The sequence below is a fragment of the Myxococcota bacterium genome (assembly GCA_040387835.1).
GTDB lineage: Bacteria > Myxococcota > UBA727 > UBA727 > JABDBI01 > JAZKCZ01.
Genome location: JAZKCZ010000001.1, coordinates 233,201 through 256,479, shown reverse-complemented (window position 1 = coordinate 256,479; position 23,279 = coordinate 233,201). Strand labels below are relative to the sequence as shown.

Sequence of the window (23,279 nt, the reverse complement as noted above, 5' to 3'; positions counted from 1 at the left end):
CTTAGTAATTCTCAAATGCTAAAGATTCTGAAAGCCTTGGATCACCCTTTGGAAAGGCCGATTTGTTTCTCTTCAAAATAGCTACGGCCATTAAAAAGAGCGCCAACATGCCCACCAGCGCGCCGATATCATTCGGCAGCGACAGCCACCAATGATGATCGCCTGCATTCGGCATCACCAACCAATAGATATCCAAAAAATGTGCCAGCAATATCCACGTACAACCGATGGTAAATACCGGCTTATAACGCTTCATATGCCTCGACATGATCAAAAAGAATGGCAGGAAGAAGTTCGTCACAATCAGCCAGTAGGAGATATACTCCCATCCATGATGCAAGCGATGCATGTAGAACTCGGTCTCTTCCGGAATATTGGCATACCAATAAAGCATAAATTGGCTAAAGCCGATGTACGCCCAAAACACCGTAAATCCAAACAACAGCTTACCAATATCTTGATAGTGCTCCGCTGTGACCGGCACGGTTGAGCGCATCAGCATCATGGCAATAAACACTAATGCCGACAGAAAACAACCCGCAAAGAAATAGACCCCAAACACCGTTGAATACCAATGAGGCTGCAATGACATCAACCAGTCAAAGGAAGCAAACGAGGTAGACAGCGCAATCAAAATCACCGCCGCCGTACTAACCTTGCCCATGGTGCGCGAAAGTTCAGCTCGGCCACCGGCATCTTGAGCCACGGATTTGCGATAAAACCAAATTGCCACTGCAGACCAAATCACAAAGTAGACAACCGCTCTGACCATAAAAAATGGCATATTCAGATAAGGCGTCTTCTTAATCAAGATTTCGTCCAGGTGCTCAGCATGGCTCCAGGGAAACAAATCATGCCCCAGCAGCGCAATCGGCAAGAACAACACCGCAAACATCGGCACCACAGCCATGCCAAACTCGGCCATCCGCCGGGTAAGCACAGACCATCCTGCCCGAGTCAAATGTTGAATCAGCACATAGAAGATGCATCCCAATGGAATCGTCAAAGCGCTGACATAAGCAAACAAATAGCCATACATCGCCCGAGTAGGATTTGCGCTAAAGCCCATGCCCCATAGCCCAAAACCTAATACCGCAACAACGAACAAAGCTAGAATCCTCATGGCGACTCCTTCGTTTTATTCTGATCAAGCTTTTGCAGCGCCCTGATATAAAGCGCGATGGCTTTGCGATCTTTCATCGGAACTTGGTGTTTGTAAGAAGGCATGGTTCGAATACCATTGGTCATCACGTCTACAAAATGGCTCAAAGGTTGAGCACGCATGTAATCGCTATGGAAAGTCGTCGGCTTAATTGGCAGCCTTCTGCCTACGATGCCATCTCCATCTCCAAAAGCTGAGTGGCACGGGGCGCAATAAATATTAAAACGCTCTCTACCGCGGTGCATCGAAGCTTGAGTTACCGGCAAGTCGTCATTGTCCGCCAAATCGCCCCGAGCAATCGTCCCTGCCACACGCGGTCTCATGTCCCGTTGGTCAGCGAAGAACTCGCTCTCGCGATAAGGCTTGTACTTAATCTGCGTATCCATATTAGGATTTGGATGAATCGGCGGCTCGGTGGATGTCCACCCCCTGCAGCCAGACCACGCCAGGATTGTCAGAAGGAATAGGACTCTCATGCTTCCTCCACCAGCTCTACGTTCAATGGATGGGTCATCTCCAGCAGCGCTTTGGTTTTTTCCAACTCAAACATCTTATCGCTGGCCTTAATCACAATAAAGAACCGATCGTCGGTAACCCGCTCAAATCGCTTCGAGTGAAACAACGGATGATTCCAACGCGGCAAGCCATTCAATATAAACATGCCAAAAACCGAAGTGAGCGCACTAAACAAAATCGTTACTTCAAACGCTGGCGGCACAAACGCTGGAATGCTCAGCGTTGGCTTACCACCAATATTCAAAGGGTAATCATAAGCCGCCACCCAAATCATCAACCATGAAATCAGCCCGCACCCAGTGATGGCCGCTACCAAGACAAACCAAGGCAAAATACTGGCCTTAAGCCCCATGGCTTTATCCAACCCGTGTACGGCAAAAGGTGTGCAAGCATCCCACTTTTTATACCCTGCCTCGCGCACTTGTTCAGCCGCGTGGCAGATATCATGAGGGTTTTCATATTCTGCAATCAGAGCATAATTCTTAAGCATGGTGTTCTTCTCCATGCGGCATGACGCTTTTGACTTCCGCCATGGCAATCACTGGAAGGTATCGAACGAACAACAAAAACAGCGTAAAAAACAGACCGAATGAACCGATAAAAAACACCGGCTCCCAAATACGAGGCGTAAAATAATGCCAGCTGGAAGGCAAAAAGTCACGGTTCAACGAAGTCACGATAATTACAAAACGCTCAAACCACATCCCGATATTCACAAATATCGACAAGATAAAGCTCAAAGTAATATTGGTTCGAAGCTTTCTGAACCAGAACAACTGCGGCGTCAGCACGTTACAAGAAACCATGGTCCAATAAGCCCATGCATAAGGCCCAAACGCACGATTCACGAAAGTGAAAGACTCGTACTCATTACCGCTGTACCAAGCCATGAAGAATTCAACGCCATAAGCATATCCGACCATCGTCCCAGTGACCAGGATGATCTTATTCATGTTCTCGATGTGCTTCATGGTCACAATGTCTTTAAGCCCCAACCATTTTCGAGCGGGCAACATCAAAGTCTGCACCATTGCAAATCCAGAGAAAATCGCCCCAGCAACGAAATACGGCGGGAAAATCGTCGTATGCCAACCCGGCAGCTGCGCCGTCGCAAAGTCGAAAGACACCACGCTATGCACCGAAAGCACCAACGGTGTCGACAATGCCGCGAGCAACAAGTACGCGCGTTCATAATGAACCCAATGCTGCATCGACCCACGCCAGCCTAACGAGAAAATCCCGTAAAGCAGCTTGGCCGTCTTATTCTTCGCTCTATCGCGCAAAGTTGCCAAATCCGGTACTAACCCCACATACCAGAACAACAACGAAACGGTGAAGTAAGTCCCTACCGCAAATAAATCCCAAAGCAGTGGCGATCTAAAATTCGGCCACATATCCATCTGGTTCGGCACCGGGAAGAAGTAGTAAACCACCCAGATACGCCCAACGTGAATGCCCGGAAATACCAAAGCGCAAATAACCGCAAAAATGGTCATTGCCTCTGCGTAGCGATTAATCGATGTCCGCCATTTTTGCCTAAACAAAAACAAAATCGCAGAAATCAGCGTTCCAGCATGGCCAATACCAACCCAGAACACGAAGTTAACAATATCCCACGCCCAAAAGACGGGAGACATGTTTCCCCAAATCCCGATGCCTTCCCAAATCAAGTAGCCAATGGACAATAAAAACATGGCCAGCAGCGACAAGGAAACAGCCAGGCCAATCATCCAAGCCTTGGGGCTCATCATGAACGGTGTTTCTGGCATCCTGCAAACTGCCTCGGTCACATCGTGATAGGACAAGCCACCGCGAATCAAGGTCTCTCGGCCGCTCACATGTTCTTCTAAAACCACGTCTCCGCGATGCATATTAGACCAGCTCCAAATTTGGGTTTCTGAGTTTGGCGAGATAAGACGTTCTAGGTCTGGTGTTCAGTTCACCCAACAAATCATAGTTCCGATCGCTGAGTTTCAAAACACTGACCCGTGACTCGTCATCGTTCAAGTTGCCAAAAGTAATGGCCTGGGTTGGGCAAGTCTGCGCGCAAGCAGGGGTTACCGCGCCGTCTGGCAAATCATTCGAGTCTTGGTGCTCTCTCTTTGCCGAAATCTTGGCTTCTTGAATCCGTTGCGTGCAATAAGTGCATTTTTCCATAACGCCGCGATAACGAATCGTGACATCCGGATTCTTTTGCATTTGCAACAGAACGTTACGTTCTTTATCCAGCGGGTTAATATAGATATTGCCGCTGTTGGAGTAATCCAAGTAGTTAAAGCGCCTGACTTTATACGGGCAGTTGTTACCGCAATATCGCGTCCCAACACAACGATTGTAAATCATCGTGTTCAGACCTTCGGTATCATGCACCGTGGCTGCTACAGGACAAACCGGTTCACAAGGCGCGTTTTCGCAATGCATACAAGGCACAGGCTGTGCGATGCTCATCGGGTTTTTCACATCACCTGTGAAATATCTGTCGACTCGAATCCACTGCAAAGCACGTGAACGCATCACCTGGTCTTTGCCAACCACAGGAATATTGTTTTCCGACTGACAAGCGGTCACGCAAGCGTTGCAACCAATACAGGATGTCAAATCGATGACCATGCCCCATTTGTTGCCAGTGTATTTCCATGCTTCGGTCATTTGAGCGGTTTCAGGCTTCTTAATCTTAGCGCCATCGCCGAACTCTTTGGCCGTTCGAAGTTTCGCAGGATCACGCTTTTCAAGCGACAGCACACTAACTTCCTGAATGGCATCGCCATTCATCGCAAACTGCTCTTGAGTAGATGCTAGCTTTTCTGTCTTGCCTGTTCGCTTAATGAGAGCGTTTGAAGACACCCTGCTGCCAGAGGCAGGCAAAAGCTTAAAGAAGTTAACGCCAACGCCATTACCAATGGTTCCGGCTTTTTCACGACCGTATCCCAACGACACTATCACGCTGTTATCGGCCAGGCCCGGCATAATAAACGCCGGTGCTTCTGTCGTTTGACCATCTAAAGTCACAGATAAAACGTCCGCGTTGTACAAGCGGTCAGTCACTTTGCTTTGAATGCCCATCTTGACCGCCATGGCCTGGCTAACCAAAATGGCGTTACCCCAAGTAATTTTGGTTACGGGGTCAGCCAATTCCTGCATCCAGCTTAAATTGGCATAGCGACCATCGAGCACTTTGTGATCAAAGCCGAATAAGATTTCCACTTCGCCATTTTGAAGCGCCTTGGCACCGGCAACAGCCGCAGCAGAAACCGTGTTCTTTGCCGCGATCGGATAAGCCGTTCCCGGCAACACGCCGTCATGCAGTGCCTGTTCCCATTTGGCGCCACTCCAGGTCGCCTTTAACAACTCTTGACCCTTTTTCGAAGGCAAGTCGGCGATTTGGGCCAATACTTCAATATCCGAGCGCGATCCAAACAGTGGATCGATCATCGGCTGTATGAAAGAAACCGTTCCGTCAAACGCGCGTGCATCACCCCAGCTTTCGAGGAAGTGATTGAGCGGCAAGTGCCAATGGGCCAACTGAGCAGTTTCATCCGCGTAAATACCCGCATGAATCACTGTAGAAGCCTTTTTTAAAGCATCCGTAAGCTTTAACTTAGCAGCGCTCGAGTACACCGGATTCACGCTGAACATCACGAGTGTATTAATCTGGCTTCTGCCGAGATCTTCGGCCAGCTGATTAACATTTCTTTCAGTAGTGACCGAGGCTTTTAGGACGTCAAAAACTTTGCCCTGTGCATCCAAAGCTTGGTTTAAGGCGTGGGCCAGCACATGGCATTCGGCAGGCAAGGTCTCCCCAACCACAATAACCGCCTGCCCCTTGTTTTTAAGCAAATCTTTAGCGAGCGCTTTGACAAACTTTGCGTCCTTAAAGCCTGCCGCGGCAAATCTGCCCGGAAACAACTCATAAGCCAGCGCATTTAAAAAGCCAGGCGTTTCAAAAACGGACAACGGCAACCTGTGATCAGCGTTGGTGCCAGTCAGCGAATAATTGGCTTCAACCGAATACAATCGGTTCATCGATGAGGCTTGTTCAGCCTTGAAAATTTTACGACCTTGAGCAAAGCCGCGCGCGTTCATTTTGGCGCTCGGGCCACACATGATCGGATCTGCCTGCACGGTGAGGATTACTTTCGCATTTTCCAACCGATACATAACACGCGAGCCGGCACCAAAGGCCTTCTCAGCGCCTGCTTTTGTATTTACCAACGCCAAAGGCTGGTGAACATAAAAGACCGCTTTAGGAAACTTCAGCAAAACTTCTTTTTTCAGGCGTTCAATGGTCGGCGACTCTTCGCCGTTTAATACAAACGCCAAGCCTTCGCCTTGAGTCTTTTGGAGCGCTCTAAAATGCTCGTCTGCAAATGCATCCCATTCGCCCCAGGTGCTTGGCACTTGGCCTTCACCGAATGCTCTCATAGGCGTCCGTGAACGATCTGGATCATAAAGCTCAAGCACTGAAGCTTGGTCATGGATGCTTGCTGTGCCTAAGCTCGCGGGATGCAGCGTGTTGCCTTCAATCTTCGTGGGCCGACCTTCGTGGGTTTCCACCACAAGGCCTGTTGCTCCCCAAGCACAAGGCCTGGTGGTCGCGAAATACTTCGACACGCCCGGGATGGTTCCTTCAGGCGCCTTCGAATACGGCATGATTTTATCAACAGGCCGTCTGCAAGCTGTGCCAAGACCAGCCAGTGCAAACGAAGCGCCCATCAGCTTAAGCATGTCTCGACGTTGCAGACTGGTGAACTCGCTCTGGCCGTCTTGGAACTCGTGTTTAACCAGATTTTTGTATTCGTCGGTCCACTCTTGGTACTGCACCGAACGCCAGTATTTCATGTTTTGTTCTGATTCATTTATCGTCATCGGTGGCACCCTGAACAGCTTTCAACCGGTGGATGGAGGGTTTTGGCCTTCGCTCTGGCAATTGTCTTCCAGTTCTCATCGCCTACCCATTCCATGTCGGTAATTTTATCTAACGGCCTTAAGTGAGGCTCTGGATTTCGATGGCAATCAAGACACCAACCCATGCTCAAAGGCTTCTCAAGTTTGACTTCGGTCATTTGATCAATACGGCCATGGCAGCTGATGCAACCTACACCAGCAGCAATATGAGCGCTGTGATCGAAATAGGCATAGTCCGCAACTTTATGAACTCGAATCCAAGGAATGGGCAAATCGGTTCGGTTACTTTCACGAACCCGCTCCAAAGCCAATGAATCGGTTTTAATCGTCGCATGACAGTTCATACAAGTCTGCGTCGGTGGAACACCCGCAACTGGGCCCTTTTCCACACCCGTGTGACAGTAGCGGCAATCCATCCCTAGATCGCCTGCATGAATCTTGTGACTGTAAGGTACCGGCTGAACGGGCTGGTAGCCTACTTCCAAGTTATAAGGAGAAAACCAGTACCAAAAAATGAAAACGATCCCGATAGCCGAACACACTAACGATACAACGGCTATTTTCGGGACTTTGTTAGTCCATTTTGGAAAAATCTGCGCCATGCAAAATGCCTCGACGTCGTTACTTATTTGCTCGAGGTAAACTTGGCAAGTTGTTTTAGACCCTCTGGGCACCTTGCATAAAAGATGCTAGATTTGACGCCATATGTTTCTGAACATTGCTGCTTATCAATTTGCTCATTTAAATAACCGCGAAGCTTTGCAGTCCGAATTGCTAACTTTTGCAACTGAGCGTTCACTAAAAGGCACCATCCTGCTCGCCCCCGAAGGCATTAACCTATTTGTGGCAGGCGAAGAGTTATCTGTCCGAGAGCTGCTTACGCTTATCAAGAAACTTCCAGGCCTAGGCGATCTAACCGCTAAAGAAAGCTGGTCGGCCACGCAGCCTTTCACTCGGATGCTAGTTCGGCTGAAGAAGGAAACAATCGCGTTTGGCGTTGAAAAAGCCAATCCTTTGCATACCCAAGCGGGGCGTATTTCTGCTAAAGAGCTTAAAGCTTGGTATGACAGTGACAAAGACTTTATCTTGCTAGACACCCGCAATGAGTTCGAAATCGAAGTCGGTGCTTTCAAGAATACGCAGCATTTAAACATGCATACGTTTAAAGACTTCATCCAAGGCATCGAAGAAAAGCTGCCAGAGTGGCGCACAAAGCCAATCGTAACCGTCTGCACAGGTGGCATTCGCTGTGAAAAAGCCGCGCCCTTCATGAACATGCTCGGGTTTGAAAACGTCCAGCAACTCGATGGCGGCATTTTAAAATATTTTGAAGAATGCGGCAGCGAGCATTACCAAGGCGACTGTTTCGTTTTCGATAAAAGAGTTGCCCTTAATGCAGAGCTCGAGCCAACAGGCCATGGACTTTGTTGGGACTGCCAAGCCGTTTTAGAGCATCCCAGAGCTAAATGCCCTCGATGCCCCGCTAAATCCTATGCTTGAGAAACGGTTTCTTGAGGCGGCCAAAGCACTAGAGCAAACGAAGCCCTACCTAAATCGGCGTCCCATTAAGATGCGGGGTCTCATCCCAGGCGAAACCTGCCTGGATTTTTTGGTCCGCAAGATCCCCTCTAGAGACCGTGCCTATTGGGAAGAAGCAACCCGTTCAGCCCGCATCTGCCATCAAAACGGCCCTGTTGGTCCAGACGACATCTTACGCTCTGGTGACATTCTCTACCATGAGCTCATGGAAGCGCCCGAACCCCCAATCAATGCCAATATTAAAATCATCCATGAAGATGACCAAATGTTGGTATTAGACAAACCAGCACCCCTGCCCGTGCACCCATGTGGGCGTTACAAATTTCACACTCTGACTGAAATCGCCAAAAGAGCCTGGCCAGAGCTTAACCTTCATCTGGTTCATCGGCTAGACGCCGAAACAACCGGCATCTTAATCTTGGCGAAAACACCCGAGGCTGCCAGAGCGCTAACCGAGCAATTTACCGACCGTTCGGTTCAAAAAGAATATTTGGCTCTGGTTGAAGGTGTGCCTTCTTGGGACCAACTTAAATGCGAAACGCCCATTATTTCACGTAGGTATCCAACAGGGCAATCCGCCCTTACCGTCTTAAGCTGTCTGCAACGCTTTGAAAATAGAGCTCTTGTATTGGCAAAACCAGTTACCGGCCGAACCAATCAAATCCGAATTCATCTGCGAAATTTGGGGCATCCAGTTTTGCATTTACACGCATCCAAACTAGAAATTTCTTCTAGGACCTTCGAAGCGACGTTCTTCTTCAGCCCCCGCGAACCATAACCGCCGATCAATCCCCCAATGTGCTTCCATAGAAGCGAACTCAATTGGCTTATGCTCGCTACCTGAGGCGCAGGACGGAGGCAAATACAGCTGCTTCCAGTTAAAACTAGATGCTAAAGAAAATTGGACTCGCACGTGAGCAAATCTCTCAGTTTCCTCGATTCCGATTACCTCAACAAACTCAGCCTTAAAACGGGAAACAAAGAGCGTATTCAACTCCTTAACGGACCAACAATGCGGAACATTTCGAACAAGTATTAGAGTCCCCCAAGCTGATGCCTGTAAAGACAGAATACAAACCAATAAAGTTATCCATAGGGATGAGACTGGCATAAGTTTAACTCAAACAACCTGAAGAGAAAGCGTATTTCAGTCCAAGTATATTTTGAAATACTGGCCGCCGATCAAATCGCCGTTGCCGGTGAGTTCATCTGATTTTAGCTGGCGGGCCAGGTTCATGAGGGCTTTGCCTGAGGGGCTTTTGGCGGAGGATCTGCGCATGATGAATTCTGAATCACACATGGGACAAGAAAGGTTTCCCTGTGTGAGACAGGCTTCGTAATCATCTGCGCAGTCGTACCACCCTTCGAAAGAGTGGCCCGATTCACATTCGAGCTCTACGGTATACATAAGCGTTAACTATTCTTTGGAGCTCGCTTTCGGTCATTTTCTTTCAAATGAATTTTTCTGAATCTGAAATGATTAGGTGTAATCTCAACCAATTCATCATCTTCGATATAGTCGATCGCCTGCTCCAAAGTCATTCGCTTCGGTGGGGTCAAGATAACGTTTTCATCTTTACCCGAAGCGCGCATGTTGGTTAATGCTTTTTCGCGAGAGATATTTACCGGGATATCGTTATCACGGCAGTGCTCACCAACGATCATGCCTTCGTAAGCATCTTCGTTCGGATACACAAACAACACACCGCGATCTTGCAATGAGAACGAAGCATAAGGTGTTACGCGACCCTGGGTGTTAGCAATCATAACCCCGTTTTTACGCTTCGGAAGCTCACCTTTCCATGGCACAAAGCTTTCGAACATGTTGGTCAAAATGCCTTCGCCGCGAGTCATGGTCAAAAAGTCATGCCTAAAGCCCATCAAACCACGTGTTGGAATCAAAAACTCCATGCGAGTAATTTTGTGCTCATCGGTATCGAAGTTTTGCATTTCGCCTTTACGTTTGGCCAATGCATCGATAACCGCACCAGAGCACTCTTCAGGTACTTCGATGTAAGCTTTTTCAGAAGCTTCATGCAAAACCCCATCAACCATTTTGGTCACAACTTTGGGCTTTGAAATACAAAACTCATAGCTTTCGCGGCGCATCGCTTCGATTAACACGGCAAGATGCAGCTCGCCTCGGCCCGAGACACGAACGCTATCTAGAGAACCAGGCAACTCTTCGATCCGAAGCGTAATATTCGCCTTCTTTTCCTTGAGCAGCCTGTCTCTAATCTTGTTCATGGTCACATGCTTGCCATCTTTGCCTGCAAAGGGGCCAGAGTTCACCATGAAATCGATCGAAATGGTCGGTTCAGCAACCTTTAGAGCCGGCATTTGGGAAAGATGGTCCGGATCGCAAAGCGTATCCCCGATCATGACTTCCTGAATGCCGTAAAGATTAACGATATCACCAGCACTGGCCTCTTCAAGGTCAACCTGCTGCATACCAAAATAGCCTTTGACTCTGGTCAAACGAACAGTCGTTTCTTTGCCTTCAACGTCAATCTGCGTGACAGCTGTGCCTTTTTTGACCTTACCGTTCAAAATACGGCCGCAAGCGCCTCGGCCCAAATATTCATCGTAAGGCGCGGTAGCAACCTGCATCAAGAAAGGTGCGTCAATGGATCCAACAGGGGCGTCCACTTTGTCCACAATCATTTGCAGCAACGGCGCTAGGTTTTCTTTAGGATCATCCAAATGCTTACATGCATAACCGGACAGACCCGAAGCGTAGATATACGGGAATTCCAGCTGCTCATCATTCGCAGACAGTTCCACGAACAAATCGAAAGTCTCACCCAAAACGCGATCTGGATCGGCATGCGGTCTGTCAATTTTATTAATAATGACCAAAGGCTTTAGACCACGCTTCAATGCTTGGCTAAGCACATAGCGAGTCTGCGGCATAGGGCCTTCGCGTGCATCTACCAGTAGGAGCACGGAGTTAACCATATCCAAAACGCGTTCCACTTCTCCTGAGAAATCAGCATGGCCTGGCGTATCAATAATATTGATTTTGTATTCACCAAATTCCACCGAGCAGTGCTTAGCGAAAATGGTAATCCCACGCTCACGCTCTTGGTCGTAAGAATCCATCATCCTTTCAGGAAGGACTTGGTTGTCTCTAAATACCGAAGACTGAGCCAATAGGCCGTCTAAAAGAGTGGTTTTGCCATGGTCAATGTGAGCAATGATCGCCACATTGCGAATTTTGTCAGGAGTCGTTGTAAGCATTGTCCGGGGTTTATATACATATTTGATACGCTTGGCAATCGGCCCGGTTCTTGGTAGGCATCGGCGTCATGGATGCACAAAAAATTGCTGACGCTCGACAAGCATTTGGACGCTCACTTACCTTCGCTGAGAAAATCTTAGCTTCTCACATGAAAAAGGTATGCGATGAAGATGGCGCGCCTTTAAAGCGCAGGTATTCTTACGCTAATTTCTACCCAGATCGCGTAGCCATGCAAGATGCTACCGCTCAAATGGCAGTATTGCAGTTCATGACCGCTGGCCAGCCCAGAGTCCAAGTGCCCAGCAGTGTTCATTGCGACCATTTAATCCAGGCTGAAAAAGGAGCTGAAACGGACCTTCCCGCAGCGTTCAAATCCAATTTCGAAGTTTATGAATTTTTAAGCTCCTCCAGCCAAAAATACGGCATTGATTTTTGGAAGCCTGGCTCTGGAATTATCCATCAAGTCGTCTTAGAAAACTACGCCTTTCCAGGCGGGATGATGCTCGGCACGGACTCCCACACCCCCAATGCAGGCGGCCTAGGCATGATCGCCATCGGTGTAGGCGGCGCAGATGCCGTAGATGTCATGACCGGCCAAGCCTTCAACATGAACTGGCCAGGCGTTATAGGGGTCAAGCTTACCGGCAAACTGCAAGGCTGGGCATCTCCCAAAGATGTTATTTTGAAACTTATGGGCATCTTAACCGTCAAGGGCGGCACAGGCCATATTGTCGAGTTCTTTGGTGATGGCTGTGAAAGCATCTCTGCCACTGGCAAAGGCACCATCTGCAACATGGGCGCAGAGCATGGCGCAACAACTTCCGTATTTCCTTACGACTCCGCAATGTCAGCCTATTTAAGAGCCACCGGCAGAGCTCAAGTGGCAGACCAAGCTGATTTGGAAAAAGACCACCTACAAGCAGACCCCGAAGTGCTCTCGGATCCCGAAAAATACTTCGACCGAGTGGTAGAAATCGATTTGAATACCTTGGAGCCTCATGTGGTCGGCCCTCACAGCCCAGATTTATCAAGGCCCCTATCCGAGTTTATCAAAGCCGTTCAAACCGAAGGCTACCCGGCCGTTCCCACCGCCGCGTTGATCGGCAGCTGCACCAACAGCTCTTACGAAGATATTGACCGAGCGGCGTCCATTGCCAAAGCTGCAACCAAAGGTGGCGTCAAAGCAAATATCCCGTTTTACATCACTCCAGGCAGTGAAACCGTTCAAGCGACCATTGCACGAGACGGTCAGCTTCATACTCTAGAAGCATTTGGAGGCGTGGTTTTAGCCAACGCTTGCGGCCCTTGTATTGGTCAATGGAATCGCCCCAGCATCCAGCGCGGACAAGTCAACTCTATCATCAGCTCTTACAACCGGAACTTTCCTGGTCGAAATGATGGTAACGCGGCCACCCTCTCCTTCTTAGCAAGTCCTGAGATTGTCACAGCATTTGCCATTGCCGGATCGCTGGATGTTGATCCGACTAAAGGTCTTCCGGTCCCCACAGGCGACCAACTGCCGAGTCAAGGCTTTCAGGTCAATCGTTCGGGGTTTATCGCCCCTGTAGCTGATGGCTCGAGCATCGAAGTCAAAGTATCACCCGAATCGGGACGCCTAGCGCTACTCATGCCTTTCCCACGATGGAGCGGTCAAGATTTCCTAAGCCTTCCGATTCTGCTCAAAACCAAGGGGAAATGCACCACGGACCATATCTCCCCAGCTGGCCAATGGCTTCAGTTCCGAGGACATTTAGATAAAATATCTAATAATACCTATATTGGCGCCATCAACGCATTCAGCGGAGAAGCCGGCAAAGGCTCCCTCGGCGCTTTCCCCGAACAAGCCCGGAGATATAAGGATGCCGGTCAAGATTGGTGCGTCATCGGAGATGAAAATTTCGGCGAAGGCTCCAGCCGTGAACATGCCGCCATGCAGCCCAGATACCTAGGCTGCAAAGTCATTATCACCCGAAGCTTCGCTCGTATCCATGAAGCGAACCTCAAAAAACACGGCATCTTGCCGCTGACCTTTGTCAATCCGGCTGATTATGAAAGAATCGGTGAATCGGATAAAATCAGCATCCGAGGCTTAGCTAATTTAAGCCCCGGCAAAGAAGTGGAAGTGTTAATAAATGACGTTCCAATTCCTTGCAAACACACGATGTCTGAAGAGCAGATCAAGTGGTTTAAAGCGGGCTCGGCTCTGAATTACGTAGGGCACTAAACCACTCGACCCCTGTCAAAGTGCTATGCTTAGTCCATGAAAGCCCCTTTGCCCGCCAACGAAGCTGAACGTTTAAAAACGCTCCAAGAATACCAAATCTTGGGGCTGGACTCAGATGCAACTTTGGATGCCTTTACTCAGCTCGCTGCCGCGATCTGCGATACGCCCATGAGCACCATCACTTTGCTGGGTGAGCATAAAGGCTGGCTCGTTTCCAAAGTAGGCTTAGATCAAACAGAATCAGATCGGGATGTCACATTTTGCGCGCATACCATTCTGCAAAAAGATATCTTGTTGGTTGAAGATGCACAAAAAGATTCAAGATTCTCAGACAATCCTTATGTCGCAACCAATCCAGGCATCCGCTTTTACGCTGGCGCGCCTTTAATCGTGGAGAATGGCGCAGCTTTAGGCTCGCTATGCGTGGTGGATACACGTCCTAAAAAGTTGACGCCGCTTCAAATGAACGCGCTCAATGTCCTTCAAAAAGCGGTGGTTACCCATCTTGAGCATCGCCGGTTGCTTAAGGAGTTAAATGCTCTCGAAAACTTACTTCCCATGTGCGCGTGGTGCAGAAGTATTCGAAATCCAGATAGTTCCTGGACTCCATTAGCCGATTACGTGTCCAAATCTGTGCCAGTTAGCCATGCCATGTGTCCTAATTGCGCAAAAAATTACGGCAAAAGCTAGCCTAAGCTCAATTTTCGGCGAATATTGAAGATTAACGCTCCGTTTTCGGCGAATATTGTTGACTCGCGCTTAATTTTCGGCAATTATGCCAATATAAATGCTTATACAGAGACAAATATATCCGCAAATCGAAAGGGCGTTAGCTCGCGGCAAAAGCATCTTGCTGCTTGGCGCCCGCCAGGTAGGAAAAACCACATTAATTAAGGCCATACCATCCGATCTTTCGCTTTCACTCATAAAACCTGCGTTAAGGCAGCGCTACGAGAAAGATCCCGGCCTTTTAGAGAAAGAAATCCTAGAGCTGCGCGCCAGAGAACAAAAAAAGCTTCTGGTTTTTATCGATGAGGTACAGAAAGTTCCCGAGCTATTGGATATCGCGCAGGATTTACATGATTCTGGCATCGCTCAGTTCATATTAACCGGCTCTTCAGCAAGAAAGCTTAGAAAGCAAAAGGCCAACTTATTGCCTGGACGAGTCGCGGTATTTCACTTGGACCCTCTCACACTTCAAGAAACTCCCATGGGCAAGCAAAATCTAGAACAGCTCCTGCTTTATGGGAGCATGCCAGGCATCGTGCTTCAAACAAACCTTATCGATCAAAATCTCGACTTAACTTCTTATGTCGAGACTTATTTAGAAGACGAAATCCGTTCGGAAGCTGTGGTTCGAAACCTTTCCCACTTTTCACGCTTTTTAGAACTTGCCGCTTCCGAATCCGGCCATATTCTAAACTTCAACAAGCTATCGTCCGAAATCAACGTCGCCAATTCAACCATCGCCTCTTATTATCAGGTTCTGCAAGACTGCTTAATTTTAGAGCGCATTGAGCCATTAATGGTTTCAAAGACCAGGAAAAAACTGACTCGTTCTGATAAATTTTTGTTCTTCGATCTGGGTATGCGCAGAGCAGCAGCCAAAGAGGGCACCGCCCTGCCGGATAAGCATCTGGGGCATTTGTTCGAGCAATGGGTAGGCCTCGAGCTAATTCGCTGCGCAAGATTTGCAGACACACCTACAAAGATTCAGTTCTGGCGGGACCCAGATGGCCCGGAAGTCGACTGGATTATCACACAAAACAACAGCTACACACCTATTGAGGTGAAATATTCATCTGCGCCAACCGAAAAAGACGCCAAACATTTGGAAGTCTTCTTGGATGAATATCCCAGCAGTTCAAAAGGCTACATTATTTGCCGAACTGAAAGAGCCTATCAAATCTCTAAACGGGTCACAGCCATTCCATGGCAGGAAACTCCACTGCTAGTGGGTTAAGCGAGCGCGCTCAATAAACGCTTCCATCAATCTGTCATAAAGCGGAAAATTGACCCGGGTGGTTTCAATATGGCCTTGAACCGCCATCATCCAGTTTTCGGAATCTACTTGTTCAATCATTTCTATAAGGCCGTCTTCGGACCACGCGGTGGCTTTAAGATTCTTAGCCAACCGATCAATGCCTTGATGATGCCGGGATGACATCGTGTAACTTGTGACCTGCATCAACTCATGGGCATATGAATTTGGATCAATATTAATAAAGTGACATTGCGTCGTGCCATCGGGTCCGGTTTCATGCTGAATATTCGACTCGGGCAGCTCTTGATGTAGCGTTCCACCTTCAGCAATATTAATTAGCTGAAGGCCTCTACAAATCCCAAAAATCGGGATTTTTTTGCTTTTAGCCGCTTGATATAAAGCCAGCTCGAACTGGTCTCTTTTCCTGTTAGGCGCGTAATCCAGTGGCCTGCAAAATCGTTTACCGACGCCCGGTATCGCTTGATAATCGACTTCCTGCTTCGCATGCCAAAATGCCGGATCCATGTCTTGGCCGCCAATAATCAGCAAGGCGTCTAAGCGCTCCACAATCGCTTCATTTTCAGTAACTAAGACCGGTATGGCACCAAAATCCGCGACCAAATTCACATAAGCTTGATTAACCAAAACCACCGGTTTGTGAAAATCTCCGGAGTTAATCGAAGTTTGAACAGTGGTAATGCCCACAACTGGCGCCTTAGAGTTACTCATAAGAAGTATTTTAGAATAAAAACGCCCTCTTGTCATTGAATCCCAAACTGCTATAGAACCGCCTTATGTCCAATCCCATCAATGAACTTATCGGATCCATCCGCGACTCTCATGGCAAAGGCCCTGCCCGCCGTTTGCGCCAAGCTGGCCAAATTCCCGGCGTGGTCTATGGAAAAGGTGTTCAAACCTTAGGCGTTGCTATTGATCCCAAAGTGACTTCGAAGATGCTTTTGAGCCCTTTGAAACGCAATATTTTAATCCACTTGAACCTTGAAGGCCAATCGCAAAAAACCGTTATGGTTCGCGATTTGCAGATTGATCCGGTTCGCCGTAACTTGACGCACATCGATTTCATTGAAATCGATCCTAAAGTTCCAGTGAAAGCGATGGTTCCTTTGAACGTGTTCGGTAAAAGCCAAGCCGTGGTTGCTGGTGGTCAGTTGGAACAAGTACATCACTTGATTCCAGTGAATGTTTTGCCTGCTGAAATCCCAGTTAAATTGGATTTGGACATTACTGAACTGGACTTTGGCTCAACCTTAGCAAGCTTTTTAAAGCTGCCTCAAGGCGTTGAATTGGCGATCGATGGTTCTGAACCAATCGTCACCATCAAAATGCCACGCGCTGACAAAGATGCCGCTGCAACACCTGCTGCTGGCGCTGCTCCAGCTGGCGCACCTGCTGCTGCTTAATACATAACCCATGAAACTCATCGTGGGGCTCGGCAACCCGGGCGACATATACGCGAAGAACAGGCACAACGTCGGTTTTCGCGTATTGGATTTTCTAGGCCTTAATTTTCAAAAAGGCTTTTCGGGCCTGTACGCCAAAGACAGCCAGTTTATTTATCTTAAGCCTCAAACTTTTATGAATAAATCCGGCGATTCAGTCTTAGCCGCTGCAAGCTTTCATAAAATCAAGCCCGAAGATATTTTAGTCATACATGATGAACTAGACCTATCCTTTGGCACTGTCCGCCAAAAAAAAGGCGGCGGTCACGCAGGTCATAACGGCCTGAGAGACATCACCAGGGTCCTAGGAGCTGAATTTAGCCGAATCCGCATAGGCATTAGCCGGCCCGAGCACAAAGGCCAGGTCGCGGACTACGTGCTGTCAAACTTCTCCAAAGAAGAAGAAGCCTCCCTGCCCGATTTGATTGCTCAAGCCATCAAATTGATTCAGAATTAGATATGCCAAACGATTTGGAACGCATCATCGAGCAAATTAAAGCGGCCTGTCAAAAGTCACAAAGATCGTTAACCAGCGTAAAATTGCTCGCGGTATCTAAAAACCAGCCAATCCAAAAAATCGAAGCCCTTTACACTCTTGGTCAGCGTGATTTTGGAGAAAATTATGCTGAAGAATTAGATGCTAAGCTACATATACTTAAAGAAAGACTTAAAGATATTAGATGGCATTTTATTGGCCAGATTCAGAGTAACAAGATCAGGTTAATCGCTCAAGCGGACATGGTTCACAGCTTAGCCAACTTAAAACACGCTGAGCTTTTAGCTAAACACACGCCTCATTCTAGACTGCCTGTTTTGCTGCAAGTAAACCTAAGCGGAGAGCCTCACCGCGGTGGTGTGCCCGTTTCGCAATTAGCACAGATGGCAGATGCGATAGCGTCCATACCCAGGCTCGATCTTAAAGGCTTCATGGCTATCCTACCTTTGGGAACGCCCCATCCGCCTGCTTATTGGTTTGCGCAAATGCAGGCGCTGCAGACTTCGCAATGGCCAGAGCTCTCCATGGGAATGAGCGAGGATTACGAAGAAGCCATTATGCATGGCGCGACCTGGGTGCGGATAGGCTCCGCTTTGTTCAGCAAAAGGTCATAGTCAGCCTCCCTTGCCCAAGGCACTCAAATCCGATACATTAAATAGGCATATGACAGCACGAAGAATCCGTATCTGGCCTGATCCAGAGTTGCTTCAGATATCCAAGCCCGTGGAGAAGGTGGACGAATCCATCAAGGCCTTGGTTCAGGATATGATTGATACAATGGAAGAGATCGGCAACAGCGCTGGTCTTGCTGCACCGCAGATCGGGGTGCCGCTGCGTATTTTTATGGCTGATATTCCGCCCGAGCATAATGACGGCAATGGCACGAATGGAGCCGAGGCCTTTATCAACCCAGAATTCATCTTTCGCGAAGGCGAGTTTACCTGGGAAGAAGGCTGCCTTTCCATTCCAGGTGAGCGCGGCAAAGTAAAGCGTTCTTATCGCGTTGTTATGCGATATTTAGATATTAACGGCGTGCAGCAAGAGCGTGAAGCATTCGATTATCTGTCCGGGTGTTTTCAACACGAAGCCGACCATTTGGATGGCAAACTCTGGATCGATTATCAAAGCTCGCTCAAAAAAGACATGGTTCGCAAGAAAATGCTTAAGCTTCAGGCAAATTCATGAAAACCCTCGCCTGCACCGCTTTATTAAGCCTGCTTGCTTTATCCGGCTGCAAATCGGCAGCAACGTCAGACTCTTTACTTGAATACCGCTTTAACCCAACCGCCAGTGAGCTGACCGTTTTGGTGAAGCTCCCCTCAGGTAAGCATGCCTACGCACCTGGAGAGCCTGTGGGCAGGCCAGTAGAGCTGCAAATCGATAAAACAAACAACTGGGAACTCGCTTCTCCAGCCAGCATCCCGCAGGGGGATGCCAGACATCTCATCAGCGATTCATTCGAAGTGAAAGCCAAACTTAAAAACGGCCATGGCCCAGTTCATGGTATATTTAAAATGCAACTATGCTCCGACACCTCCTGCGAGCGTCCGAGGGATTATGCGTTTAAGGTCGCCCTTTAAATTAGCCGCCGATTTCAAGCCAACCGGGGATCAGCCCAAAGCGATTCAGGCATTAAGCCGTGGTATTAAAGAAAACCACAAGCACCAAACTTTGTTAGGCGTCACCGGCTCTGGCAAAACCTTCACCATGGCGAATATTATTGCCCAGGTGCAAAAACCTACTCTGGTATTGGCTCACAATAAAACTCTGGTAGCCCAGCTTTACCAGGAATTTAAGCAATTTTTTCCAGACAATGCGGTCGAATATTTTGTCAGCTACTATGACTACTATCAGCCAGAGGCCTACGTACCTTCGACCGATACTTACATCGAAAAAGACAGTGCCATCAACGAAACTATCGATAAGATGCGCCATAGAGCTACAACGTCTTTACTGGAACGCGATGACGTCATTGTCGTTGCGTCTGTCAGCTGCATTTACGGTATCGGAAGCAAAGAAAGCTACGAAGAAATGACTGTCTTTGCGGCCGTTGGCCGTAAGCAATCCAGAGACTCGTTCTTAAGACAGCTCATCGAAAGCCAGTACGAACGTAACGACATCGCGTTCACCCGCGGTACATTTCGGGTACGCGGAGATACAGTCGAAGTCTTTCCGCCAACCGAAGACGAGCACGCCTACCGCATCGCTTTCTTCGGGGACGAAATCGAGTCAATTACGCTGGTCGATCCCTTAAGAGGCAAAGTCCTGGAGAATGTCCAAGAAGTCACCTTCTGGCCAGCCAGCCATTATGCCACACCCGAGATTCGCACACGTAAAGCCATGAAGCTGATTCGGAGCGAACTACAACTTCAACTGCAAAAGCTGCGCTCCGAAAACCTGATTTTGGAAGCACAACGCCTGGAACAACGCACCACCTTCGATCTGGAAATGCTCGAAACCATTGGCATGTGTAAAGGCATCGAGAATTACTCTCGCTACCTGACAGGTAGAGGTGCCGGCGAGCCGCCTCCTACGCTATTGGACTACTTCCAAAGAGATTTTTTGCTCTTTATCGATGAGTCCCATCAGACCATTCCCCAATTGGGTGCTATGTACGAAGGCGATCGCTCCCGCAAGACCACTCTGGTCAGCCACGGTTTCCGCATGCCGTCTGCCATGGATAACAGGCCCCTTAAGTTTCAAGAGTTCAACGCTTTAACCAACCAAGTTATCTATGTATCCGCGACGCCTGCTCAATATGAGCTTGGTTTAAGCGATCCGTTTGTTGCTGAGCAGCTTATCAGACCGACTGGACTGCTCGATCCGATTGTCGAAGTCAGGCCTGTAGGCAACCAAGTTGATGACGTCATCAAAGAAGTTAAGCTTAGAGTGGAAGCGGGCGAGCGAGTATTGATCACCACACTCACCAAAAGGCTGTCTGAAGATTTGAGCGATTACCTAAAAGATGTCGGCATCAAAGCCAAATACCTGCACAGCGATATTGACACCTTGGAGCGCACTGAAATCTTAAGACAGCTTAGAGCTGGAGATTACAATGTTTTGGTCGGCATTAACTTACTGAGAGAGGGCCTGGATTTACCCGAAGTATCCCTGGTGGCGATCTTAGACGCTGACAAAGAAGGATTTTTGAGATCCGCCACCGGCCTTATCCAAACCATCGGCAGAGCTGCGCGTCATGTTAATGGCAAAGCGATTTTATACGGGGACCGCATGACGGATTCCATGGCCAAAGCCATATCCGAAACCAAAAGGCGCCGCGAGAAACAAGAAGCGTATAACCAGGAGCACGGCATCACGCCTATAGGCATTCAAAAGGCCATTGCTCAGCTCTCAGAGCACTTCATGGTTGAAGAAGAAGCCAAGGTAAAACCCTCTGGCTTAGCACCTGACAAGATCGAAAAACGCATTAAAAAAGCAAAAGCTGACATGCAGGCTGCTGCTAAGCAGATGAATTTCGAACATGCCGCTGTTTTAAGAGATGAGATCAAAGCTTTAGAGCAAGAGCTGCTCAATGGGCTTGAAAAACCGTCTTAAACGGCTTAAAGCCTTAACATGCCCATTCAAAAAACTGTCATCATCGGCTCTGGCCCTGCGGGCTGGACCGCAGCGCTTTACGCAGCTCGCGCCACTTTAGCACCCTTGGTATTTGAAGGCTCTGCCCCCAATTTGCCAGGTGGGCAACTGATGATAACTTCGGATGTCGAGAACTTCCCCGGATTTCCCAAAGGGATCATGGGCCCTCAATTAATGGCGTTATTCAAAGAACAGGCCGTGCGATTTGGCAGCGAAACCCGCATGGAAAACGTCACTGAGCTCGATCTATCCAGTAGGCCGTTCAAAGTGACATCTGAAAACGGTGACGTGATTCATGCCCAAACCGTAATCCTTGCGATGGGGGCCAACGCCAAATGGATTGGCCTGCCAAATGAAAAAGAGCTAGCCGCCAAAGGCGCAGGGGTTTCAGCATGTGCCACTTGTGATGGGGCCTTTTATAAAGGCATGGACGTTGCGGTTGTTGGTGGTGGGGATACTGCCATGGAAGAAGCGCAGTTTTTGACTCGATTTGCAAAATCCGTGACACTCATTCACCGCAGAAACGAGTTTAGAGCCAGCAAGATCATGATCGAGCGAGCTGAGAAAAACCCTAAGATTTCCTTTGAGTTAGAAGAAGAAGTTCAAGAATTACTTACGACCAACAATTCACTCAGCGGGCTTCGATTAAAGAACAAAACCATTAGCGTTCAAGGTCTCTTTGTAGCAATCGGCCATGAGCCTAATAACTCGCTTATCAAAGGTCAGCTCAAATTAGATCCGCAAGGCTACATCCAGACCCTGGCCCAAAGTGCCAAAACTGAAATCCCAGGTGTCTTTGCCTGTGGCGATCTGCAAGATTCGATCTATCGCCAGGCAATTACCGCTGCGGGTTCAGGCTGTCAGGCCGCCATTGATTGTGAAAGGTTTTTAGAAAGCGAAGGCCATTAGGCAACCGCGGTTTGATGGTCATATGCCTGGGCTTGAAGCACGGGCACCGTCAATTGATCAGATACTTGGCAAAAATTAACCAAAACATAGACGAATTGATCAAAGCTCAACTGTTGTTTGGGCAGATCCAATTTCACATAGATATCGCCTTCACTGTCTAAACCAATGCGAATATTCGCGCTCTCTTGATTCAGCTTTTTCACCAGCTGAGCAACCGATTTACCCCAAGCACCTGTTTCTGAAGGTTTTTCGAGCACAGGATTGATGGCAATGCGCAGTCCCGCTGGATTGACATGAAATAAGACCTTTGTCGGTCCAAATGAGCCAGAATAAAGACTTTTTGCTACCGAATCAGTCATTGCCTGATGCGGCCAGCCCAAATTGTCTAAAAATTCTGTCAATTCATTGAATGTCATCAAGGTATGTAGGAACTTCGAGAACTTTTCGCAATTTTTCGTTGCAGGTAAATTGGCTTTTTGGTAACCAATCAGGGAAGGCTTTTTTGGGCCTCCATAAGGAGAGTTTAGGAATTATGAAAAAACAGCTTGGAACTTTGAGCTTGGCAGCGCTCGGTCTCTTGATCACGGCAGGTTGCGCGAACAAAATGACAGACGATCGCCTCAATGCTCTTGAAAAACGCGTAGAAGAACTAGAAAAGAAGCCAGCCATGGCTGCTAGACCTGAAATGCCACCGGCTCAAGAAAAAGCCTATCAATTGCCAGTCGGCCAAAGCCCTGTGCTTGGCAAAAAAGATGCCAAAGTTAGCATCGTGGTATTTAGCGATGGCCAATGTCCATTCTGCAAAGGTGCAGATGAGCTTTTGAGAGAAGCCGTTAAAGACCCTGAATTGAAAGAAAAAGTAAACATCGTATTCAAGAACTACCCATTGTCTTTCCACCAAAACGCTAAGCCAGCAGCGAAAGCCGCTTTGGCCGCTAAAGAGCAAGGTGATGACAAGTTCTGGGCTATGATGGAAAAAATCTTCAACAACCAACAAAACCTGACCCCAGAAAACTTCAGCAAATGGGCTAAGGAAATTGGTCTCAGCATGCCTAAGTATGAACTCGCTCTTAAAAACAACGATGGTAAGTACGAAGAACAAATCAAAGCTGATATGGACCTAGGTACTAACCAAGCTCAAGTCCGCGGCACACCTTCGATTTACGTAGGTGGATGGGAGTTGCGTGAACGCTCCGTTCAAGGTATTAAGAACGTTCTCAAAGAAAAGAACTTGATTTAAGGCCTATAG

The 23,279-nt window shown here is 48.2% G+C and carries 23 protein-coding genes; 13 read left to right on the top strand and 10 right to left on the bottom strand.

The window, feature by feature from the left end; translation table 11 throughout:
- Position 1: 1 nt before the first annotated feature.
- From V4534_01245 to V4534_01220, 6 genes are read right to left on the bottom strand one after another with little or no spacing between them, the layout of a single operon-like run.
- Positions 2-1,123, bottom strand: coding sequence for a hypothetical protein (locus V4534_01245; protein MES2503481.1), 1,122 nt, complete (start codon positions 1,121-1,123; stop codon positions 2-4).
- Positions 1,120-1,638 (bottom strand): cytochrome c, encoded by a 519-nt coding sequence (locus tag V4534_01240; GenBank protein ID MES2503480.1) that lies wholly within the window; start codon positions 1,636-1,638, stop codon positions 1,120-1,122. The genes V4534_01245 and V4534_01240 overlap by 4 nt, the downstream gene beginning before the upstream one ends.
- Complete coding sequence (locus tag V4534_01235) at positions 1,635-2,168, bottom strand: DUF3341 domain-containing protein (GenBank protein MES2503479.1); 534 nt, start codon at positions 2,166-2,168, stop codon at positions 1,635-1,637. Before V4534_01235 ends, V4534_01240 begins: the two co-directional genes overlap by 4 nt.
- The gene (nrfD, locus tag V4534_01230; protein ID MES2503478.1) at positions 2,161-3,549 is read right to left on the bottom strand and encodes an NrfD/PsrC family molybdoenzyme membrane anchor subunit; all 1,389 of its coding nucleotides are present in this window, start codon (positions 3,547-3,549) and stop codon (positions 2,161-2,163) included. Before nrfD ends, V4534_01235 begins: the two co-directional genes overlap by 8 nt.
- 1 nt (position 3,550) lies before the next feature.
- Positions 3,551-6,517, bottom strand: a complete 2,967-nt coding sequence (locus tag V4534_01225; GenBank protein ID MES2503477.1) for a Fe-S cluster-containing hydrogenase — start codon at positions 6,515-6,517, stop codon at positions 3,551-3,553.
- 23 nt (positions 6,518-6,540) lie between these two features.
- A complete protein-coding gene (locus tag V4534_01220) occupies positions 6,541-7,185 on the bottom strand; it encodes a cytochrome c3 family protein (GenBank protein ID MES2503476.1) in 645 nt (214 codons plus the stop codon).
- Between the two features lie 103 nt (positions 7,186-7,288).
- On the opposite strand from V4534_01220, the gene V4534_01215 reads away from it, so the two are divergent.
- Together V4534_01215 and V4534_01210 are read left to right on the top strand one after the other, a co-directional pair.
- Positions 7,289-8,083 (top strand): rhodanese-like domain-containing protein, encoded by a 795-nt coding sequence (locus tag V4534_01215; GenBank protein ID MES2503475.1) that lies wholly within the window; start codon positions 7,289-7,291, stop codon positions 8,081-8,083.
- Complete coding sequence (locus V4534_01210; protein ID MES2503474.1) at positions 8,076-8,900, top strand: pseudouridine synthase; 825 nt, start codon at positions 8,076-8,078, stop codon at positions 8,898-8,900. Before V4534_01215 ends, V4534_01210 begins: the two co-directional genes overlap by 8 nt.
- A gap of 369 nt (positions 8,901-9,269) precedes the next feature.
- Here V4534_01210 and V4534_01205 read toward each other — a convergent pair whose 3' ends face one another.
- Together V4534_01205 and typA are read right to left on the bottom strand one after the other, a co-directional pair.
- Positions 9,270-9,530 carry a DUF1178 family protein gene (locus V4534_01205; protein ID MES2503473.1) on the bottom strand — a complete coding sequence of 87 codons (261 nt, stop codon included), beginning with the start codon at positions 9,528-9,530 and terminating at the stop codon, positions 9,270-9,272.
- Positions 9,531-9,535: 5 nt separating this feature from the next.
- Positions 9,536-11,362 carry a translational GTPase TypA gene (typA, locus tag V4534_01200; protein ID MES2503472.1) on the bottom strand — a complete coding sequence of 609 codons (1,827 nt, stop codon included), beginning with the start codon at positions 11,360-11,362 and terminating at the stop codon, positions 9,536-9,538.
- 68 nt (positions 11,363-11,430) lie between these two features.
- On the opposite strand from typA, the gene V4534_01195 reads away from it, so the two are divergent.
- From V4534_01195 to V4534_01185, 3 genes are all read left to right on the top strand, one after another.
- A complete protein-coding gene (locus tag V4534_01195) occupies positions 11,431-13,587 on the top strand; it encodes an aconitate hydratase (protein ID MES2503471.1) in 2,157 nt (718 codons plus the stop codon).
- A gap of 36 nt (positions 13,588-13,623) precedes the next feature.
- Positions 13,624-14,277, top strand: a complete 654-nt coding sequence (locus V4534_01190) for a GAF domain-containing protein (GenBank protein MES2503470.1) — start codon at positions 13,624-13,626, stop codon at positions 14,275-14,277.
- Positions 14,278-14,374: 97 nt separating this feature from the next.
- Positions 14,375-15,550: an ATP-binding protein gene (locus V4534_01185; GenBank protein MES2503469.1), complete on the top strand. Its 1,176-nt coding sequence runs from the start codon at positions 14,375-14,377 to the stop codon at positions 15,548-15,550.
- Here the strand turns inward: V4534_01185 and V4534_01180 are convergent.
- On the bottom strand, positions 15,539-16,300 hold the full coding sequence (locus V4534_01180; protein MES2503468.1) for a gamma-glutamyl-gamma-aminobutyrate hydrolase family protein: 762 nt from the start codon (positions 16,298-16,300) through the stop codon (positions 15,539-15,541). The two genes, V4534_01185 and V4534_01180, sit on opposite strands and share 12 nt — an antisense overlap.
- Positions 16,301-16,365: 65 nt before the next feature.
- Here V4534_01180 and V4534_01175 point away from each other — a divergent pair, with 65 nt between their 5' ends.
- Genes V4534_01175 through trxB form a run of 7 tightly spaced genes read left to right on the top strand, consistent with a single transcriptional unit; the run spans position 16,366 to position 22,030 of the window.
- Positions 16,366-16,992, top strand: coding sequence for a 50S ribosomal protein L25 (locus V4534_01175; protein ID MES2503467.1), 627 nt, complete (start codon positions 16,366-16,368; stop codon positions 16,990-16,992).
- A 10-nt stretch (positions 16,993-17,002) separates the two neighbouring features.
- Positions 17,003-17,488, top strand: coding sequence for an aminoacyl-tRNA hydrolase (pth, locus tag V4534_01170; protein MES2503466.1), 486 nt, complete (start codon positions 17,003-17,005; stop codon positions 17,486-17,488).
- Positions 17,489-17,490: 2 nt separating this feature from the next.
- On the top strand, positions 17,491-18,141 hold the full coding sequence (locus tag V4534_01165) for a YggS family pyridoxal phosphate-dependent enzyme (protein MES2503465.1): 651 nt from the start codon (positions 17,491-17,493) through the stop codon (positions 18,139-18,141).
- Between the two features lie 49 nt (positions 18,142-18,190).
- Positions 18,191-18,712, top strand: a complete 522-nt coding sequence (def, locus tag V4534_01160) for a peptide deformylase (GenBank protein ID MES2503464.1) — start codon at positions 18,191-18,193, stop codon at positions 18,710-18,712.
- The gene (locus V4534_01155) at positions 18,709-19,107 is read left to right on the top strand and encodes a hypothetical protein (GenBank protein ID MES2503463.1); all 399 of its coding nucleotides are present in this window, start codon (positions 18,709-18,711) and stop codon (positions 19,105-19,107) included. Before def ends, V4534_01155 begins: the two co-directional genes overlap by 4 nt.
- Positions 19,085-21,082: an excinuclease ABC subunit UvrB gene (gene uvrB, locus V4534_01150; protein MES2503462.1), complete on the top strand. Its 1,998-nt coding sequence runs from the start codon at positions 19,085-19,087 to the stop codon at positions 21,080-21,082. The genes V4534_01155 and uvrB overlap by 23 nt, the downstream gene beginning before the upstream one ends.
- 18 nt (positions 21,083-21,100) lie before the next feature.
- On the top strand, positions 21,101-22,030 hold the full coding sequence (gene trxB / locus V4534_01145) for a thioredoxin-disulfide reductase (protein ID MES2503461.1): 930 nt from the start codon (positions 21,101-21,103) through the stop codon (positions 22,028-22,030).
- Here trxB and V4534_01140 read toward each other — a convergent pair.
- Entirely contained in the window at positions 22,027-22,446 is a 420-nt protein-coding gene (locus V4534_01140) for a YbjN domain-containing protein (protein ID MES2503460.1), read from the bottom strand. The genes trxB and V4534_01140 overlap by 4 nt on opposite strands.
- A gap of 116 nt (positions 22,447-22,562) precedes the next feature.
- On the opposite strand from V4534_01140, the gene V4534_01135 reads away from it, so the two are divergent.
- Entirely contained in the window at positions 22,563-23,270 is a 708-nt protein-coding gene (locus V4534_01135; GenBank protein MES2503459.1) for a DsbA family protein, read from the top strand.
- Positions 23,271-23,279: the final 9 nt, after the last annotated feature.

Excerpts from the sequence above, each read along its gene's own strand:
- V4534_01240 (MES2503480.1), bottom strand. The coding sequence starts at position 1,638 with ATGAGAGTCCTATTCCTTCTGACAATCCTGGCGTGGTCTGGCTGCAGG.
- typA (MES2503472.1), bottom strand. The coding sequence starts at position 11,362 with ATGCTTACAACGACTCCTGACAAAATTCGCAATGTGGCGATCATTGCT.
- V4534_01155 (MES2503463.1), top strand. The coding sequence starts at position 18,709 with ATGAAAACCCTCGCCTGCACCGCTTTATTAAGCCTGCTTGCTTTATCC.
- V4534_01225 (MES2503477.1), bottom strand. The coding sequence starts at position 6,517 with ATGAAATACTGGCGTTCGGTGCAGTACCAAGAGTGGACCGACGAATAC.
- V4534_01140 (MES2503460.1), bottom strand. The coding sequence starts at position 22,446 with ATGACATTCAATGAATTGACAGAATTTTTAGACAATTTGGGCTGGCCG.
- V4534_01135 (MES2503459.1), top strand. The coding sequence starts at position 22,563 with ATGAAAAAACAGCTTGGAACTTTGAGCTTGGCAGCGCTCGGTCTCTTG.
- V4534_01235 (MES2503479.1), bottom strand. The coding sequence starts at position 2,168 with ATGCTTAAGAATTATGCTCTGATTGCAGAATATGAAAACCCTCATGAT.
- V4534_01210 (MES2503474.1), top strand. The coding sequence starts at position 8,076 with ATGCTTGAGAAACGGTTTCTTGAGGCGGCCAAAGCACTAGAGCAAACG.
- V4534_01195 (MES2503471.1), top strand. The coding sequence starts at position 11,431 with ATGGATGCACAAAAAATTGCTGACGCTCGACAAGCATTTGGACGCTCA.
- V4534_01205 (MES2503473.1), bottom strand. The coding sequence starts at position 9,530 with ATGTATACCGTAGAGCTCGAATGTGAATCGGGCCACTCTTTCGAAGGG.
- trxB (MES2503461.1), top strand. The coding sequence starts at position 21,101 with ATGCCCATTCAAAAAACTGTCATCATCGGCTCTGGCCCTGCGGGCTGG.
- V4534_01215 (MES2503475.1), top strand. The coding sequence starts at position 7,289 with ATGTTTCTGAACATTGCTGCTTATCAATTTGCTCATTTAAATAACCGC.
- V4534_01190 (MES2503470.1), top strand. The coding sequence starts at position 13,624 with ATGAAAGCCCCTTTGCCCGCCAACGAAGCTGAACGTTTAAAAACGCTC.
- pth (MES2503466.1), top strand. The coding sequence starts at position 17,003 with ATGAAACTCATCGTGGGGCTCGGCAACCCGGGCGACATATACGCGAAG.
- nrfD (MES2503478.1), bottom strand. The coding sequence starts at position 3,549 with ATGCATCGCGGAGACGTGGTTTTAGAAGAACATGTGAGCGGCCGAGAG.
- V4534_01175 (MES2503467.1), top strand. The coding sequence starts at position 16,366 with ATGTCCAATCCCATCAATGAACTTATCGGATCCATCCGCGACTCTCAT.
- V4534_01185 (MES2503469.1), top strand. The coding sequence starts at position 14,375 with ATGCTTATACAGAGACAAATATATCCGCAAATCGAAAGGGCGTTAGCT.
- def (MES2503464.1), top strand. The coding sequence starts at position 18,191 with ATGACAGCACGAAGAATCCGTATCTGGCCTGATCCAGAGTTGCTTCAG.
- V4534_01245 (MES2503481.1), bottom strand. The coding sequence starts at position 1,123 with ATGAGGATTCTAGCTTTGTTCGTTGTTGCGGTATTAGGTTTTGGGCTA.
- V4534_01180 (MES2503468.1), bottom strand. The coding sequence starts at position 16,300 with ATGAGTAACTCTAAGGCGCCAGTTGTGGGCATTACCACTGTTCAAACT.
- V4534_01220 (MES2503476.1), bottom strand. The coding sequence starts at position 7,185 with ATGGCGCAGATTTTTCCAAAATGGACTAACAAAGTCCCGAAAATAGCC.
- V4534_01165 (MES2503465.1), top strand. The coding sequence starts at position 17,491 with ATGCCAAACGATTTGGAACGCATCATCGAGCAAATTAAAGCGGCCTGT.
- uvrB (MES2503462.1), top strand. The coding sequence starts at position 19,085 with ATGCGTTTAAGGTCGCCCTTTAAATTAGCCGCCGATTTCAAGCCAACC.